General features: G+C 72.9%; 15 protein-coding genes. 2 read left to right on the top strand and 13 right to left on the bottom strand.

Annotated elements, in window-relative coordinates:
- Window positions 1-100: 100 nt before the first annotated feature.
- The 3 genes from ACFRFH_RS09290 to gabT all read right to left on the bottom strand — a co-directional run bounded on the left by ACFRFH_RS09290 (window position 101) and on the right by gabT (window position 3905).
- On the bottom strand, window positions 101-958 hold the full coding sequence (locus ACFRFH_RS09290) for a universal stress protein (protein ID WP_382462691.1): 858 nt from the start codon (window positions 956-958) through the stop codon (window positions 101-103).
- An 89-nt stretch (window positions 959-1047) separates the two neighbouring features.
- Complete coding sequence (locus ACFRFH_RS09285; protein WP_382462690.1) at window positions 1048-2547, bottom strand: NAD-dependent succinate-semialdehyde dehydrogenase; 1500 nt, start codon at window positions 2545-2547, stop codon at window positions 1048-1050.
- Complete coding sequence (gabT, locus tag ACFRFH_RS09280) at window positions 2544-3905, bottom strand: 4-aminobutyrate--2-oxoglutarate transaminase (protein WP_382462689.1); 1362 nt, start codon at window positions 3903-3905, stop codon at window positions 2544-2546. Before gabT ends, ACFRFH_RS09285 begins: the two co-directional genes overlap by 4 nt.
- Window positions 3906-3999: 94 nt before the next feature.
- Here gabT and ACFRFH_RS09275 point away from each other — a divergent pair, with 94 nt between their 5' ends.
- The gene (locus tag ACFRFH_RS09275; protein ID WP_382462688.1) at window positions 4000-5451 is read left to right on the top strand and encodes a PucR family transcriptional regulator; all 1452 of its coding nucleotides are present in this window, start codon (window positions 4000-4002) and stop codon (window positions 5449-5451) included.
- A gap of 71 nt (window positions 5452-5522) precedes the next feature.
- Here ACFRFH_RS09275 and ACFRFH_RS09270 read toward each other — a convergent pair whose 3' ends face one another.
- The 5 genes from ACFRFH_RS09270 to ACFRFH_RS09250 form a co-directional block, all read right to left on the bottom strand.
- A complete protein-coding gene (locus ACFRFH_RS09270) occupies window positions 5523-5813 on the bottom strand; it encodes a hypothetical protein (protein WP_382462687.1) in 291 nt (96 codons plus the stop codon).
- A gap of 132 nt (window positions 5814-5945) precedes the next feature.
- Entirely contained in the window at window positions 5946-6953 is a 1008-nt protein-coding gene (locus ACFRFH_RS09265) for a D-alanine--D-alanine ligase (protein ID WP_382462686.1), read from the bottom strand.
- Window positions 6954-7012: 59 nt separating this feature from the next.
- Entirely contained in the window at window positions 7013-7855 is an 843-nt protein-coding gene (locus ACFRFH_RS09260) for a transglutaminase N-terminal domain-containing protein (RefSeq protein WP_382462685.1), read from the bottom strand.
- The gene (locus ACFRFH_RS09255) at window positions 7852-8778 is read right to left on the bottom strand and encodes an alpha-E domain-containing protein (RefSeq protein ID WP_382462684.1); all 927 of its coding nucleotides are present in this window, start codon (window positions 8776-8778) and stop codon (window positions 7852-7854) included. Before ACFRFH_RS09255 ends, ACFRFH_RS09260 begins: the two co-directional genes overlap by 4 nt.
- Window positions 8778-10493, bottom strand: coding sequence for a circularly permuted type 2 ATP-grasp protein (locus ACFRFH_RS09250; protein ID WP_382462683.1), 1716 nt, complete (start codon window positions 10491-10493; stop codon window positions 8778-8780). Before ACFRFH_RS09250 ends, ACFRFH_RS09255 begins: the two co-directional genes overlap by 1 nt.
- A gap of 105 nt (window positions 10494-10598) precedes the next feature.
- Here ACFRFH_RS09250 and ACFRFH_RS09245 point away from each other — a divergent pair, with 105 nt between their 5' ends.
- Window positions 10599-11513: an aldose 1-epimerase family protein gene (locus ACFRFH_RS09245; protein ID WP_382462682.1), complete on the top strand. Its 915-nt coding sequence runs from the start codon at window positions 10599-10601 to the stop codon at window positions 11511-11513.
- Between the two features lie 7 nt (window positions 11514-11520).
- Here the strand turns inward: ACFRFH_RS09245 and ACFRFH_RS09240 are convergent, their stop codons facing one another.
- The 5 genes from ACFRFH_RS09240 to ACFRFH_RS09220 all read right to left on the bottom strand — a co-directional run bounded on the left by ACFRFH_RS09240 (window position 11521) and on the right by ACFRFH_RS09220 (window position 17185).
- On the bottom strand, window positions 11521-12174 hold the full coding sequence (locus ACFRFH_RS09240; protein ID WP_382462681.1) for a hypothetical protein: 654 nt from the start codon (window positions 12172-12174) through the stop codon (window positions 11521-11523).
- 545 nt (window positions 12175-12719) lie between these two features.
- Window positions 12720-14087 carry a flavin monoamine oxidase family protein gene (locus tag ACFRFH_RS09235; protein WP_382462680.1) on the bottom strand — a complete coding sequence of 456 codons (1368 nt, stop codon included), beginning with the start codon at window positions 14085-14087 and terminating at the stop codon, window positions 12720-12722.
- Between the two features lie 84 nt (window positions 14088-14171).
- The gene (locus ACFRFH_RS09230) at window positions 14172-15290 is read right to left on the bottom strand and encodes a DUF998 domain-containing protein (protein ID WP_382462679.1); all 1119 of its coding nucleotides are present in this window, start codon (window positions 15288-15290) and stop codon (window positions 14172-14174) included.
- An 87-nt stretch (window positions 15291-15377) separates the two neighbouring features.
- Window positions 15378-15998 carry a response regulator gene (locus tag ACFRFH_RS09225; protein WP_382462678.1) on the bottom strand — a complete coding sequence of 207 codons (621 nt, stop codon included), beginning with the start codon at window positions 15996-15998 and terminating at the stop codon, window positions 15378-15380.
- Window positions 15995-17185, bottom strand: a complete 1191-nt coding sequence (locus ACFRFH_RS09220) for a sensor histidine kinase (RefSeq protein WP_382462677.1) — start codon at window positions 17183-17185, stop codon at window positions 15995-15997. The genes ACFRFH_RS09225 and ACFRFH_RS09220 overlap by 4 nt, the downstream gene beginning before the upstream one ends.
- Window positions 17186-17335 lie beyond the last annotated feature (150 nt).

Raw genomic sequence — 17335 nt, 5'->3', positions numbered from 1 at the left:
CTTTGTGGAGGCTGTTGACATCGAACCGGCGGGCTCCGGCCGCATTCGATTGTAAGGTAAGCCTCCCCTTACACAGAATCAAGTGAGAGGAGTCGCAGACTCACTCCGTCCGCGGCACCACGACCATCGGCACCGGCAGCTCGCGCAGCATGGCGGCCGCGGTCGAGCCGAGGAACAGGCGGCTGGGCTGCGCGAGGCGGCTGGAGCCGACGACGACGATCTCACCGGGCTCCCAGTCGAGGCGGGCGACGGCGTTCTGGATGTTGTCGCCCTTGGCGACGATTGCCGTCGCGACGACGCCGGTCGCCGCGCTGGCCTCCTCCAGCACCGCGGCGGCGTGGTGCTCGCCGACGCTCTGCTTGGGTGCGGCCGCGTCGCCCGGGAGGTCGAGGGCGAGCAGCGAGACCAGGCGCAGCGGGACGCCGGCAGCGGCCGACAGCCGCTCGCCGGTCGTGAGCACGTCTGCCGCGCCTGCACGGGTGCCGACCATGCTGGTCACGCGGGTGAGCTGCGGCGCGTGGTCGCGCCAGCCCTCCGGCGCCAGCAGGACCGGAACCGGCGAGGCGTGCAGCAGCGCTCCCGCGACCGAGCCGACGGTGAAGCGGCCGAGCAGGCCGCCGCGCGCGGCGCCGACCACGATCAGGGTCGCGCCGAGCTCCTCCGCGGCGGTGAGGAGGCCCTCGGCGAGCGAGTCGCCGAAGACGACCCGCCCGCTGAAGGCGACCGACGACGGGACGCGAGTGCGCGCGTCCGCCAGCCAGCCCTCCGCGGTGTCGCGCAGGAGGGCGTCGTAGGCCGGGTCGTTCGGCACGTTTCCGCGCCGGGAGGTGTCCGGCATGACCAGGACCACGTCGAGGCCCGCCCCGAAAGAGGCGGCCAGCGCGGCACCGGCGGCGAGGGCGTCGTCTCCGGCCGGAGTGGCCTCGTAGCCGACGAGGATGCGCTGGGTGGTGGTCATGGTCTGCTTCTTCCGGCTCGGGTGGTTCGGAGGATCGGGGTAGTGGAGGGCGGCCCGCCGGCGTGAGGCGGGCCGCCCGTTCCGCCGGGTCAGGCGGGGATGAGCGTGTACTTCGTGCTCAGGTACTCGTGGATGCCCTCGAGCCCGCCCTCACGGCCGAGGCCCGACTGCTTGACGCCGCCGAACGGTGCCGCGGCGTTTGAGACGAGCCCGGTGTTGAGGCCCATCATCCCGGTGTCCACGCGGTCGATCATGCGCTGGCCGCGCGCGAGGTCCCGGGTGAACACGTAGCCGACCAGACCGTACTCGGTCTCGTTCGCGCGTGCCACGGCCTCCTCCTCGGTGGAGAACGTCGTGATCGCGAGGATCGGGCCGAAGATCTCCTCGCGGAGGATCTCGCTGCCGGGCTGCACGTCCACGAGCACGGTCGGCTCGAAGAAGAAGCCGTCGCCCTCCGGGGCCTTTCCGCCGCTGAGGACGCGCGCGCCGCGGGACACGGCGTCGTCGACCAGCGCCGTCATGGAGGCGACCGCGCGGTCGTCGATGAGCGGGCCGATGGTGACGCCGGGCTCCGTGCCAGGGCCGATCTTCATGGCGTCGACCTTCTCGGTGACGCGGCGGGCGAACTCCTCGGCGACGTCCTGGTGGACGATGAAGCGGTTCGCGGCGGTGCAGGCCTGGCCGATGTTGCGGAACTTCGCGAGCATCGCGCCCTCGACGGCCTTGTCCAGGTCGGCGTCCTCGAAGACGACGAACGGGGCGTTGCCGCCGAGCTCCATCGAGGTGCGCAGCACGTTCTGGCCGGCCTGCGCGAGCAGCGCGCGGCCGACCGGCGTGGAGCCGGTGAACGACAGCTTGCGCAGACGCGGGTCCGCGATGATCGGCGCGGAGACGGCACCGGAGGTGTTCGTCTGGACGACGTTCACCACACCGGCGGGAACGCCCGCGTCGGCGAGCAGCTGCGCGAAGAACAGCGTGGTCAGCGGGGTCAGCTCGGCCGGCTTCACGACGACCGTGCAGCCCGCGGCGAGCGCCGGAGCGATCTTTCGGGTCGCCATCGCGAGCGGGAAGTTCCACGGCGTGATGAAGAAGCTCGGCCCGACCGGTCGCTGCGAGACGACCATCGTGCCGGTGCCCTCCGGGTTCTGCCCGTAGCGGCCGGCGATGCGCACGGCCTCCTCGGAGAACCAGCGCAGGAACTCGCCACCGTAGGTGACCTCCCCGTTGGCCTCGGCCAGCGGCTTGCCCATCTCCAGCGTCATGAGCAGCGCGAAGTCCGCGCGACGCTCCTGCAGCAGGTCGAACGCGCGGCGCAGGATCTCGGCGCGGGTGCGCGGCGGCGTCGCGGCCCAGGCGTCCTGAGCGGCCACGGCGGCGTCGAGGGCGCGGATGCCGTCCTCCGGCGTCGCGTTGGCGATGCGCTTGATGACGCGGCCGGTGGCCGGGTCCTGCACCTGGATCTGCGGGCGGGTGCCCTGCTCCCAGACGCCGCCGATGAAGAAGCCGTCGGGGACGCGGGCGAGGAGGTCGGCCTCGGCCTCGGCCTCGGCCTCAGTGAACTGGGTGGTCACGGTGTCGACGGCGCTCATGCGTTGGCCACCGCCTCCGCGACGACGTCCAGCCCCTCGATGAGGAGGTGGTCCGGGATGCTCAGCGGCGGAAGGAAGCGGATCACGTTGCCGTAGGTGCCACAGGTGAGCAGCACGACGCCGGCCGCGTGCGCGGCGGCGGCGACCGTGGCGGTCAGCGCGGCGTCGGGCTCGCCGGTCTCCGGGTCCACCAGCTCGATCGCGACCATCGCGCCCTTGCCGCGCACCTCGGCGACGCGCGGGTCGGCGGCGCGGAGGGCGCCCAGCTTCTCGAAGAGGATCTCGCCGATGGCGCGGGCGCGCCCGGCCAGGTCCTCCTGCTCGTAGGTCTCGATGGCGGCGAGCGCGGCGACGCAGGCGAGCGGGTTGCCGCCGTAGGTGCCGCCGAGGCCGCCGACCTGCGGAGCGTCCATGATCTCGGCGCGGCCGGTGACGGCCGACAGCGGGAGGCCGCCGGCGATGCCCTTGGCGGTGACGATCAGGTCGGGCACGATGCCGAACTGCTCGGAGGCGAACATGGTGCCGGTGCGGGCGAAGCCGGTCTGCACCTCGTCGGCGATGAAGACGACGCCGCTCTCGTTCGCCCACTCCTGGAGCGCGGGGAGGAAGCCGTCGGCCGGGACGATGAAGCCGCCCTCGCCCTGGATCGGCTCGATGATGATCGCGGCCAGGTTGGACGCGCCGATCTGCTTCTCGATCAGGGTGATCGCACGCTTGGCCGCCTCGGCGCCGGAGAGGCCGCCGTCGCGCAGCGGGTAGCTGAGCGGGGCGCGGTAGATCTCGGGCGCGAACGGGCCGAAGCCGTTCTTGTACGGCTGATTCTTGGCGGTGAGGCCCATCGTGAGGTTCGTGCGGCCGTGGTAGGCGTGGTCGAACGCGACGACGGCCTGCTTGCCGGTGTAGTGGCGGGCCACCTTGACCGCGTTCTCCACGGCCTCGGCGCCGGAGTTGAACAGGGCGCTGCGCTTGACGAAGTCACCGGGGGTGAGGCGGTTGAGGGCCTCGGCGACCTCCACGTAGGAGTCGTACGGGGCGACCGTGAAGCAGGTGTGGGTGAAGGCGGCGACCTGCGCGGTCACGGCCTCGACGACGCGCGGGGCAGCATTGCCCACGCCGGTCACGGCGATGCCGGAGCCGAAGTCGATGAGGGAGTTGCCGTCGACGTCGACGAGCACACCCCCGCCGGCTGCGACGGTGAACACGGGGATGGTGGCGCCGACGCTCGCGGCGACGGCCTGCGCCTTGCGCTCGGCGCGCTTGCGCGACTCGGGGCCGGGGATGGGGGTGACGAGCCGGCGCTCCTGCGGGAGCGAGGGTCCGCCGACGATTGTTGCGGAGGCGGGAGTAACGATGGTCATGGCGGCATCGTAGGGAAACGGCGTGTTCTGCGCCTGGACGGGCCGTACAATTCGAACGTCAGGAATCGACACCCTGGCGGATGGAGTGCTTCCGATGCCCGCGACCCTCGCCCAGTTGCTCGCCCGGCCCGAGCTCGGCCTCCACCTGCTCACCGCGGCCGACGTCGGCGAGCTGGACGTGCCGCTGTCGTGGGCGCACTCCTCCGACCTCCCCGACCCGACGCCGTTCCTGTCGCCCGGGCAGGTGCTGCTCGTGACCGGGACGCCGGAGGACGTCGACCCGTACGTGTCCCGGCTGGTCGAGCACGGGATCGCCGGGCTGGGCTTCGGCACGGAGGTCGTGCGCGACACCCCGGAGCCGCTGCTGGAGGCGTGCGCCCGGCACGGCCTCCCGCTGTTCGAGGTGCCGTACCGGACGCCGTTCATCGCGGTGGCGCGGTTCGTCGCCGACCGGCTGGCCGCCGACGCGTACGCGCGCAACACCTGGGCGTTGCGGGCCTCCCGAGCCATCTCGCTCGCGGCGCTCCGGCCGGACGCGCTCGGCGCGGTGCTCGCGGAGCTGGCGCGCCAGATCGACCGGCCGGTGGCGCTGATCGGCGCGGACGGGACGCTGGACAGACTCGCGCCGGCCGGAGCCCTGGACGCGGCCGCGCGGGCGGTGCTGATCGGCGCGGCCGAGCCGCTGCTGCGCAGCCGGCGCCGGGCGGCGGGGACGGCGGAGACGGAGGCCGGACCGTTCTCCCTCCAGACACTCGGCGCGGCGGGACGGCTGCGCGGCGTGCTCGCGATCGGGTCGGAGGGGCTCGACCAGGCGGCGCAGCAGGTGGTGACGGGGGTGGTCGCGCTCGCCGGGCTCGCGCTGGAGCAGAGCAGGGCGACCGACGCGGCGCGGGCGCGCCTCCGCACGGCGGTGTGGCGGGCGCTGCTGGCCGGCGACGTCGCGCTGGCGGAGGGGGTGGCCGAGCCGGTGCTCGGCGCGCTGCCCGAGCAGCCCGCGCGCGTGACCGTCCTGCACGGGGCCGCGGTCGCCGCCGCGGCGGACTGGCTGGAGGCCGGCGGCGACGGGTTCTTCGCCCGCGACGGGCAGGACCTCGTGGTGCTCGGGTCGGCGCCGGAGGCGATCGCCGGGCTGGCGGAGCGGTTCGAGCTGCGCGGCGGGTCGTCGGCGCCCGTGACGTTCGGGGCGCTGACGTCGGGCGTGACGCAGGCCGGCGTCGCGGCCCGCCGGTCGAGCAGGGACGACCGGGTGCCGTCGTTCGACGACGTGGCGGCGGCCGGGATGCTCGCCCTCCTCCAGACGCCGGACGCGCGCGCGGTCGCGGCGACCGCCCTCGCGCCGCTGGCGGAGGCCGACCCGGCGCTGCCGGGCATCCTGCGCACCTGGCTCGACGCGGACGGGGTGTACGACGTGGCGGCGCGGCGGCTCGGGATGCACCGGCACACGCTGCGGGCGCGGGTCGCGGACGCCGAGCGACTGCTCGGGCGCGACCTCGGCGGCTTCGCCGCCCGCGCGGACCTCTACGCCGCGCTGCGGGCGGCTGAGTGACCATCTCTCCCGGAGTTGTGTACGCTTCTGCGCGGCGTGTCGCGTACTTAAGTCCGGAAGAGATTGCTGGGTCAGTCGGCGGGCACGAGGGCGTCGACGGGCGGAGCGTCGGCGTGCGCGGCGGCGGCGTGCGCGGAGGCGCGGATGCGGGTGACGACCAGCGCTCCGGCGGCCGCTGCGGCCGCGATGAAGAACAGTGCGGCGATGGCGAGGTCCACCCACTGACGGCGGGTGAAGCCCAGGTGGTGCCCGACGGCCACCGTCGCGAGGCCGTGGTCGACGGCCGGCGTGGTCAGGGCGCCAAGCGCGACCGCCGACACGACGAACGCGAACCCGAACAACGACCAACCGACACTGCGCATGGTCCCATTCAAACCCACCGGATGCGCCGGACAACCCCGCCGGGCCGATCGTTATCGGTCGTTCAGGTTCCGAACCAACGAACGAACTGACAGGACACGCCGTCTCGCGGGCGGCGCAGACGGCGTGTCCTGTCAGTTGGTTGGCGGTAGGCGCACGGCGAGGTCGACGATGCGGCGGCAGAGGTCGGCGTAGCCGATGCCGACGGCCGCCGCGGACTGCGGGAGCAGGCTGGTCGCGGTCAAACCGGGCAGCGAGTTGACCTCGATCGTCCAAAGGACGCCGTCCCGGTCGAGCCGGAAATCGGTGCGGCTGTAGCCGGAGAGCCGCAGCGCCCGGTGCACGGTGAGCGCCGCCGCCCGGGCCTCCGCGGCCACCTCGGCCGGCAGGTCGGCCGGGAACGTCTCCGCCACCGCGCCCGGCTGGTACTTGTCGCCGTAGCTGAACGCCGAGTCCGAGTCGACCGCGATCTCCCCCACCGCGAGCGCCTCGTCGCCGAGCACGCCGACCGTCAGCTCGCGCCCCGGCACGAAGCGCTCGACGAGCACGGGGCCGAACGCGGCCGCGCGCTCGACCGCGGCGTCCAGGTCGTCCGGGTCACGCACGATGCTCAGCCCGACGGTCGAGCCCTGCGCGTTCGGCTTCACGACGACCGGGAGCCCGAGCTCCGCCGCCGCGGCGCCCGGCTCGAGCGGGTCGAGGACCCAGTCGGGCGTGCGCACGCCGGCCTGGAGGAGCACGCGCTTGGTGAGTTCCTTGTCCATCGCCAGCCCGCTGCCGAGCGGACCAGACCCGGTGTACGGGATGCCGGCGAGCTGCAGCAGCGCCTGCAGCTCCCCGTTCTCCCCCGACCCGCCGTGCAGCGCGAGGAAGACCAGGTCGACGCCGGCGACCTCCGCGGGCAGCCGCAGCGCGCTCCCGGCGCCGGCCAACCGCGCGAGCGCCGTCGACTCGGGCGGCGCGACGCCGACCGCGCCGGTCAGGACGCGCGCCTCCGCGGCCGCGTCGAGGGCGCCGGAGGCCGTGTCGACGGCCAGCACCTCGTGGCCGAGCCCGCGGAGCGCACGCACCACCGGCGCCGCGCTCGCGATCGAGACATCCCGCTCCTCGCTGGAGCCTCCGAACAGCACTGCGATCCGCATCCCGCCACCGTACCCACAACCCGACGGGTAAGCGAACGATCCGCGAGGGCGGAGCGCGGTCAGGCCTCCCGGGTGATGGAGACCGAGACGAACAGCTCGGAGCCGGCGGCTCCCGAGTAGACGCCGCGCAGCGGTGCCACGTCGGCGTAGTCGCGGCCGTGGCCGACGCGGACGTGCCGGTCTCCGATCGCGATGCCGTTGGTCGGGTCGTAGCCGTGCCAGCCGCCGCAGAACCACTCGACCCAGGCGTGCGACTCGCCGACCACCGTCTCCCCCACCGCCGCGTCGGCCTTCGGGTGCAGGTAGCCGGACACGTACCTGGCCGGGATGCCGGCCGAGCGCAGCGCCCCGATCGCGACGTGCGCGATGTCCTGGCAGACGCCACTGCGTGACTCCCAGGCCTCCCGCGCCGTGGTCCGCACCCCCGTCACCCCGCTCTCGTAGGTCATCGCCTCCCCCACCGCGACGGCGATGGTCTGCGCGACGGAGCACGGATCACCGGCGCCGGCGGACGACGCCGCCAGCGCGACCAGCGACGCGGGCGGCTCGGTCAGCGGAGTCTGCCGGAGCTGCTGCACACACTCGCCCGACTGCGCGACGGCCTCCCGCAGCTCCGGCCAGCCGAGCGGGTCCGGCGCGTGCGGCGCGTCCAGGACCTCCACCAGACTCGTGGCCGTGATCGTCAGCTCGCGATGCGGGTTCAGCACGTCGAAGGCGAGCACGCGGGTGCCCCAGTAGTCGGTGTACTGGTGGTGCGACGACACCGGGCGCACATCGAGCGCGCTGTGCAGCACGAGCTGCCGGTCGCCGGACGCCGGCATCATCCGCGCCTCGTTGTAGGAGGCCGACACCTCCGCCCCGTACCGGTAACCGGTCGAGTGGGTCACCCGCAGCCGCTTCATCCCCGCTCCCCCGTCCAGCTCGGCGCCGTGCTCTCCGGGAAGTAGCGGCGGGTGATCGCGGAGGTCGCCGCACTGGTCGCCTCCTGGACGACAGCCATGTGCGCCGGGAGGTCGTCGAGCACCTCCGCGACCGGCCGGAACTCCAGCTCGCTCTGCACCTGGCCGAGCAGCCGGACGGCCCGGTCGGACACGCCCGCGCGCTCGTGCCGGGGCTCGATGTCGCGCAGGCTCTCCACGGCGCGCGTGACCGCGTAGAGGATCGAGCGCGGGAACAGCCGGTCGTGCAGTAGGAACTCCGCGGCGTTCCGGGTGGAGGGCACCCCGCGGTACGTGCGCAGGTACGCCTCGTAGGCGCCGCAGGAGCGCAGGATGGTCGTCCAGCTCGGGCCGCTCGCCTCCGTCAGCGAGCGGGTCGCGAGCAGCCGGGCGGTCATGTCCGCCCGCTCCAGGCTGCGGCCGAGCGTGAAGAAGTGCCAGGCCTCGTCGCGGCTGGCGCCGGAGTCCATGATCCCGACGGCGAGCGCGGTGCGGTCGCGCACCCAGGTGAAGAACTCGTGGACCTTGTCGCTGGCCACCCGCCGCGGCACCCGCGCGGCCGTGGTGTTCAGGCACTCCCACAGCTCGGTCGAGACGATCTCCCGTGCGCGCCGGGCGTTCTCGCGCGCGGCGCCGAGCGAGTAGGCGATGGAGGCCGGTGTCGTGCGGTCGACGGCGAGCAGGCGCAGCACGTCCTCCCGGGCGATCGGTCCCGGCACGGTCGCGGAGCCCATCACCCCGAGCAGCGACCGGCAGGCGGTGTCCTCGTCGATCCACGGATCCTCGAGCAGCAGCTGGAGGTGCACGTCGAGGATGCGCGCGGTGCCGTCGCTGCGCTCGACGTAGCGGCCGATCCAGAACAACGACGACGCGATCCGACTCAACATCACCCCACCTCCCGTCGCTCGTGAGCCCGAGGGGCACGTCGTTGTCGCTTTCGGGGCTCGTAAGTGACAACAACGTGCCCTTCGGCGAGCTGCTGCTGCTGTTGCTGCTGGTCGGTGCGCGGGGCGTCCTCGCGGGAGTGGTCGGGCGCGGGCAGCGGAGGCGCCGCGGCCTGGTCGGCGACCAGTCCTGGCACGTTCCGGGGCTCCGGCTTCTCCTCGGCCCGCGCCGGCTCGCCGGGCGCCGCCATCCCGACCACCCAGGTGTCCTTCGACCCGCCGCCCTGGCTGCTGTTGACGACGAGCTGCCCCTCGGCGAGCGCCACCCGCGTCAGGCCACCCGGCAGCACCCAGACCTCCCGCCCGTCGTTCACGGCGAACGGCCGCAGGTCGACGTGCCGCGGCCGCATCCCGTCGTCCACGAGCGTGGGGATGGTGGAGAGCTGCACGACCGGCTGCGCGATCCAGCCGCGCGGGTCGGCGACGAGCAGCGCCCGCAGCCGGGCCAGCTCCTTGCGGTCGGCGTCCGGTCCGATCACCAGTCCCTTGCCGCCGGAGCCGTCGACCGGCTTGACGACGAGTTCGTCCAGGCGGTCGAGCACCTCGGCGAGGGCGTCCGGCTCCTCCAGCCGCCAGGTGTCGACGTTCGGGAGCACCGGCTCCTCGGCCAGGTAGTAGCGGATCAGGTCGGGCAGGTAGGTGTAGACGAGCTTGTCGTCGGCGACCCCGTTGCCGATCGCGTTGGCGATCGTCACGGTGCCGAGCCGCGCGGCGAGCATCAGCCCCGGCGTCCCGAGCACCGAGTCGACCCGGAACTGCAACGGGTCGATGAACTCGTCGTCGATCCGCCGGTAGATCACGTCGACGCGCTGCGGGCCGGAGGTGGTGCGCATCCACACCGTGCCGCCGGAGCAGAACAGGTCGCGGCCCTCCACCAGCTCCACCCCCATCAGCCGGGCGAGGAGGGTGTGCTCGAAGTAGGCGGAGTTGTAGACGCCGGGGGTGAGGACGACGACGTTCGGGTTCTCCATGCCGCCCGGCGCGCTCGCCTTCAGCGCCTGCAGCAGCCGATACGGGTAGTCGCCGACCGGCCGCACGCGCATCGACGTGAACAGCTCGGGGAGGGTCTGCGCCATCACGCGGCGGTTGGAGATCACGTACGAGACGCCGCTCGGCACCCGCACGTTGTCCTCCAGCACCCGCCAGGCGCCCTGCTCGTCGCGGATCAGGTCGATGCCCGACACATGGATTCGCACGCCGTTGGCGCTCTCCACCCCGGCGGCCGCGCGATGGAAGTGCGCGGACGAGGTGATCAGCCCGGCCGGGATGACGCCGTCGCGCACCGCGTTCTGCGCGCCGTAGACGTCGCTGAGGAACGCCTCCAGCGCCCGGACGCGCTGCTTCACCCCGCTCTCGATCCGCGCCCACTCGGCCTGCTCGATCACCCGGGGGACCGCGTCGAGCGGGAACGGCCGCTCCTCACCGGCGAAGTCGAAGGTCACGCCCTGCGCGAGGTACGAGCTGGCGAGCGCGTCGGTGCGGCCGCGCAGCTCCTCCTGGGTCAGGGCGGCCAGCGCTGCGAAGAGCTCGCGGTAGGCGGGCCGGGTGCGCTCGGCGACGCCGCCGCGCGCGTCGGCGAACATCTCGTCGAACGGCGTGGCCCTGCCGCGCCGGCGCCGAGCGGCCTGCGTGCCGTACCCGCCGAACAGATCACCCATGCCAGGACGCTACCGAGCGCCGGTTACCCGCAGATTTCCCCACGTTTCGCGTTCGTCACAACCTCGGGGTTCGGGTCGGCGGGCGATTGCCGCCAGAATGGGCGGATGAGCATCCCGATCTCCGGCACCCACTTCGGTCTCACTGCCGGCGACTACCACGCCACCATCGCGTCGGTCGGCGCCTCCCTGCGCACGCTGGAGTTCGACGGCAGGCCCCTGGTCGTGCCGTTCTCCGCCGACGAGGTGCGGCCGGCGTTCCGCGGCGCGACGCTGGCGCCGTGGCCGAACCGGGTCGTCGACGGCCGCTACACCTTCGACGGGACCGAGCGGCAGCTCGCGCTCACCGAGCCCGGCCGCGGCCACTCGCTGCACGGCCTCGCCACCTGGCTCGAGTTCACCGCCATCGACCGCTCGCCCAGCAGCGTCACCCTGTCCGCGACGATCGAGGCGCAGGACGGCTATCCGCACCGCGTGGAGGTCGCGGTCGCGTTCGAGCTGGACGAGGACGGCCTCCACACCACGGTCACCGGCACAAACACCGGCACGACGCCCGCGCCGTGGGGCACCGGTCCGCACCCCTACCTGGTGGCGGGCGAGGGCCGGGTGGACGACTGGACGCTCGACCTCCCGGCCGACAAGGTGCTCACGGTGACCGAGGACCGGCTGATCCCGGTCGGGCTCGCCGACGTGATGAACGGCCCCTACGACTTCCGGGCCGCCCGCCCGATCGCCGACACCTTCATCGACCACGCCTTCACCGGGCTGCGCCGCGACGCCGACGGCACCGCCACGGTCTCGCTGCTCGCCCCGGAGGGCACCGGCGTCGCGATGACCTGGGACGCGGCGTGCCCGTGGGTGCAGGTGCACACGGCGGACCGCGACGTGCCCGAGCTGAACCGGCTCGGGCTCGCGGTCGAGCCGATGACCTGCCCGCCGGACGCGTTCAACTCGGGTACCGATCTGATCGTGCTGGAGCCCGGGGCGTCGGCGGCCGCAGGGTGGACGATCCGGGCGCTGTGAGCCGGCGCTAGGCCGCAGGGACCGTCGGCGTCTCGATCGTGCGCGGCGAACGCAGCCCCTGGACGAGGAACAGCACACCGGTCAGCAGCAGCCCGAGCGGGATCGCGGCGAGCCCCCAGAGCCAGACGTCGACCACCGCGGGGAACGGAACACGGCTCACCACCTTCACGGCGACCAGCACGAACGCGACGATCGGAAGCGCCCAGCGGGCCGCTCCCGTGACGACTCCCGCTCGGAAGACAAGAATCGCGGCGACGATCAGCGCGACCACCCGGGCGATCTGCAGGGCCCAGGACAGGATGCTCATGACGGCCAGCGCTCCGGAGCTCACGGCGACCACGGTCAGATTCATACCGACATAGCCGGCGGACACGACGCTCGTCAGGGCGAAGAGCACGAGGGCGCCCCTCCCGGCCCGGGACGGCCCGGCGATGCCGCGTTCGCCGCGGATGCCGAACGCCAGCACGACGAACGTGATGACCAGGACGACAGCGGACGCCGTCCCGGCGGCGGGCGTCTCCGCGGAGTACAGCCACGAGGTGCCCGGCGGAGGGAAGAGGAAGGCCAGCTCCGCCACGATCGGGACCACCGTCGCGAGGATGAGGCCGGCCCCGCCCCATGTCAGCGTGGTGCGCGACGCGCTCGCCGGCTCACTCGTCACGGTCCGCCCCCTCGCCGGCTCACTCGTCACGGTCCGCCCCCTCGCCGGCTCACTCGTCACGGTCCGCCCCCTCGCCGGTCCGGGCCACTACCCGAGCGGCCCAGCGGGCACCGCACCCGCGGCACCCATCGAGGAGACTCTGCTTCACCGCCGCCGAAACGTCAAGCACCACACATTCTTCTGCCCCGACCCTGCGCCCCCACCCGCCCCGGAAACGGGTGATGCCCCCAGCGGAACCCGACCCGGCTGGGGGCATCGATGGCTGCACTAGGAGCAGCGTGGCGTCACGACGGAGACAAGTACCCGTTCAAGCCTTCCGTCTACCACTGAGCCACCGGATGCTTCACGGTGCTCGTGATTAGACGATACATGCTCGATGAAAGATTTCACAGACTTCCGCGATGCTATGCATGCATTAGCGGTGTCCCGGCGGCCGGGGCGCGCATCCCACGACGGTGCGCGGCCCGGCCGGCCGGAGTGGTGCGCGCGGCCATCCACGACTGGCCGCGCGCGGTCTGGAGGGGCTGCGAGCAGCCCGTCGCCGGCTAGCTGCCGGCGGGCTGCAGCGCCGCCACGATCGCCGCGGCGGTCTCGCGGCCGACGCGGATCGCGCCGTCCACATGCTGGTAGCCCTTGCCCGCCATGTCGCTGCAGGAGAAGTGGATCGGGCCGACCGGCGTGCGCAGGTCCGCGCCGTAGCGCGCCAGGCCGCCCATGTCGAAGCTCGCCGCGTAGGCGCCGCGGGTCCACTCCTCGCTGCCCCAGTCGCTCTCGTAGTACACGACGGGGCTCAGCGCCTGCGCACCGTAGTAGTGCGACAGCGACTCGAGGATGCGCGCCTTGCGCTCCTCCGGGCTGAGCCGGAAGACATCGTCGGCGGACTCGTCGGAGACGAATCCGACCAGGGTGCCGCGCGGGTCGCCGTCGTAGCTGTTGTCGTAGGCCTCGTGCACCAGCTCGTACGGGCTGAAGGCGGTGCCGCTGTAGCCGTGGTCGCGCCAGAACGGCGTCTCGTAGACGGCGTGCACCTTGATGACGAAGCCCATCGAGAGATGCTGGTGCAGCTGCTGCTGACGGCGCGGCAGCGGCGGGTCGTAGGAGATCCGGCTGATCAGCACCGGAGGCACGGCCAGGATCGCGAATCGGGCGTTCACCTGCAGTTCGTCGGTGATCGCGGTCACGCCGGAGCCGTCCCAGCGCAGCGTGCGCACCGGGGAGTCCAGGTGGACGTCGTCGCCCAGGCGCTCGGCGAGCAGCAGCGGCACCTGCTGGAGGCCGCCCTTCACGCGCTTGTCGAGGATGAAGTCGGCGTCGACCAGGTGGCTGAAGCTGCCGGCGCTGGCGGCCATGAGCAGGGCCTGCAGCGCGGAGAAGGCGTGCGCGGGCTTGGTGAGCATGGCGCCGGCGATGAACATGCCGATGTTGCGGCGGGCCTCCTCGTCGTCGGTCTGGGTCTCCAGCCAACGGCGGAACGAGATCTCGTCCAGCTCCTTCGCCTGCGGGTGCTCCCACGGGCGGTCCGGGTCGATCTCGGCGACGAGCGCGTCGAGCCGCTCGATCAAGCCGACGATCTCCTGCTCGGTCGCCGGGGCGACCGGGAAGATCTCGCCCTCGAACGTGCGGCGCACGCCGCCCTCGCCGAGGTAGATGTTGATGCCCTCGCGGTAGCGGGAGTAGGTCTCGAGGCCGAACTCCTCCAGCGTGTCGATCAGGGCGTCCTGGTCGGGCGAGACCCACTGGCCGCCGATCTCCAGGGTGGCGCCGTCGATGTCGTTCGTCCAGAGCCGGCCGCCCACGCGGTCGCGGGCCTCCAGCACGGCGACGCTCAGGCCGGCTTTCGTCAGTTCGGTCGCGGCCGTGAGGCCGGAGGCTCCAGCGCCGACGATGACCACGTCACGTTCGATGCTGTTCATGGCTATCACTCCTCCATCGGGGTTCACGAGGATGCTAGGCGGGCGCGCAACGCCACATTCTGTACACGCTGTCGAAGAGGCGAGTCAACCCTCGACGACGTGTACGTTCTGCTGCTCGGCGCGCGCCTCCGCCGACGCGGCGCCGGTCATCCGCAGATAGACGATGAGCCAGCTGAAGACCAGGACGCCCGCCACCAGCTCCGCGGCCGTGAGGACGTAGTAGCCGATCACGAACAGCACCAGGACCGCCACGATCGTGGCGAAGAACACGTAGCCGAGCACGAAGAACGACCTCGGCGCGGTCGGCAGCGCGGGCCGCACCCAGAAGACGACGAGCGCGAAGACGAGCACCATCCCGACCGCCGACACGTTGTGCAGGAGGATCGAGATGTTCAGCGTGAAGATCCCGACGCAGGCCAGCAGCACGCCGATCAGGATCAGGCCGACGCGCACCCGCAGCACGGCCGACCGCCGCTTGGGCTCGACGATGCCTCGGGCGTCGGTCGCGTACCGGGCGATCGCGGTCACGATGACGCCGGTCACGATGAGCGTGAGGTTGAAGGTCAGCGACGAGATGCTCTGCGACATCCCGAGCGCGCTGAGGTGCTTCTGCCACCAGTGCGGGTCGGGCGCGCTCAGCATGGAGGCCAGGATGCCGATGACCGCGAACGCCGCCAGCACGGTGGAGAGTCGCATCAGGTCCATCCCGGCGGCCGAGAGGAACACGGCGTACGCGGTCACCCCAGTGGCCGCGCCCGCGAGCACGGTCGCGGAGAGGAAGTAGACGGTGGCGTCCTGGAACCCGTTCGCGAGCACGGCGCCCAGCACCAGCCAACCGAGCAGGGCCAGGATGCCGTGGGCCAGCGCGATCGCGAAGGTGTCGAAGATGTCGACTCCCGTCGCGCGGTGCGGTTGCGCGCCGGGTGCTGCCGCGGTCTGGAACGGAGTGAGGCCCTCGCGCCGCCAGAGCCGCCCGGCGACGTACGCGAGGAAGGCGATCACCCCGGCCGCGATCGCGACGAACTGGCCGATCGAGTTCGGGCCCGCGATCGGGAGGCTGTGGCCCCAGAAGACGAGCAGGGCGACGACGCCCGCGAGCACGAACGTGACAGCACCGACCACGATCCCGGCCCCCTCGACCGTGAGCCGTGCCGGTGCGCTGAGGCCGCCGAACGTCGGCCGGACCCGATCCCTGGTGCTCATGACGATCACCTTCCGCTCCCGCGCGACCAGGCCGGTCGACGTCGCGCACAATGTAACGCCGGGTGGCGGCGCCCGGCTATATGCGCGTCAGCGCAGCAGCCCGAGCGACCGCGCCGCGCTCACCGCGGCCGTCCGCGAACCCACGTCGAGCTTCGTGAAGACATGCACCAGGTGCGACTTCACCGTGGCCTCCGTGATGTGGAGGCGGGCGGCGATGTCGGTGTTGGATGCCCCTTCGGCCACCAGCTCCAGCACCTCCAGCTCGCGGGCGGAGAGGCTGGTCAGTGGGGTGCGCATGCGGGCCATCAGGCGGCTGGCGATCACCGGGGCCAAGGCGCTCTCCCCCGCCGCCGCCGCGCGCACAGCGGCGACCAGCTCGTCCGGCGGGGCGTCCTTCAGCAGGTAGCCGCTCGCTCCCGCCTCGATCGCGGTGAGGATGTCGGCGTCCGTGTCGTAGTTGGTGAGCACCAGGACGTGCGGTGGGGCGTCGAGCGCGCGGATGCGGCGGGTGGCCTCGGCGCCGCGTGGGCCGTCGGCGAACTGGAGGTCCATGAGCACCAGGTCGGGCGCGAGCTGCCCGGCGAGCAGCACGGCGTCGTCGGCGGTGGCGGCCTCCCGGATCACCTCCAGGTCGTCCTCGGCGTCGAGCAGCGCGCGGATGCCGGCGCGCACGACGGGGTGGTCGTCGGCGATGACGATGCGGATCATGCCTCGCCTCCCGTCGACCTGGTGGGAACGGTCACGGTCAGCCGGGTGCCGCGGCCGGGTGCGCTGTCGACGTCGAGGGTCCCGTCGAGCTGGGCGACGCGCTCGGCGATGGCGCGGAGGCCGAACGAGTCGCCGCCGCCCGGGCCGGCCGCGACCGCGGCCGGGTCGAAGCCCACGCCGTCGTCGGCGACGACCAGCACGGTCTCCTCCTTGTCGGACCGTACGGTCAGCGACGCGCGGCTCGCGCGGGCGTGCTGGCGGACATTCGCGATCGCGCCCTGGGCGATCCGGAGCAGGGCGGTCTGCAGGTCCATCGGCAAGTCGAGCGACGGCGGCGTCTCCACCTCCACGCGGAGGCCGCCCGGCGTGGACTGCGCCTCGCCGAGCCGCCGCAGCGCCTCGCCGAGCCCGGCGTCGAGCGCGGGCGGCGTCAGCTCTCGGATGAAGGCGCGCGTCTCGGCCAGGCTGTCGGCGGCGGTCTCCCGCGCCAGGCGGACGTGCTCGATGCCGGGACGGTCGGGGTCGGCGCGCTCGGCCGCATGGAGGAGCAGCTGGATGCTGGAGAGTCCCTGCGCAACGGTGTCGTGGATCTCCCTGGCCAGCCGCGCGCGCTCGGCCAGCGCGCCCTGCTCGCGCTCGGTCTCGGCCAGCCGGTCGCGGGTGGAGAGCAGCTCCGCGAGGAGCGCCTCCCGCTCGGCGGCCTCCTGGGCGAGGGCGCGGTAGCCGAGGCCGAGCAGGATGGCGACGCCGGCGCCGATCAGCGGACCGATGACAGCGGCCACCGAGAAGCCTTGGTGGAGGCCGAGGGCGAGGATCGCGATCGCGGTCGTGACCACGACGGCGAGGGGGCCGAGCCAGCGCGGCAGCAGGTGGAGGAAGAGGAAGAAAAGCGGGAACGACAGGTACGCGGCCTCCGGCACGAGGACCACGAGGCCGACCCAGATCAGCGCCAGCGCGGTCACCCAGGCGGTCGCGGCCGTGCGCCGACGCGCCGATGGCACCCGCCGGACGAACGCGCTCGAGCTGTACACGGCGGCGAAGAGCAGCACCAGCACGAGCCCGGCGACAGCGGCGGGAGGCGGCAGCGCCGGCAGCCGCACGAGCACCAGGACGAGCAGTCCCGCGATGAGCACATGCAGCCCGACGCGCAGCCCGACGAAGACCGGGGTGAGGGCGCTGTGGGACATGACAGGCCCAGCCTACGAAGCGCGGGCCGGGTTCGGCATCAATGGAAAGTCGGAGAGGAGGTTCGACCGGATCGACGATGTGACCCGCGACAGGACAGCGAAGGCTGGAGGGACACGGGCGGAACTCCTCCGCCCGGCAGAAAGGACTCC

Source organism: Leifsonia sp. NPDC056824, assembly GCF_042789575.1.
Classification (GTDB): domain Bacteria; phylum Actinomycetota; class Actinomycetes; order Actinomycetales; family Microbacteriaceae; genus Leifsonia.
The sequence above is the reverse complement of the archived record's forward strand: the minus strand, read 5'-3'. Positions and strand labels throughout refer to the sequence as shown.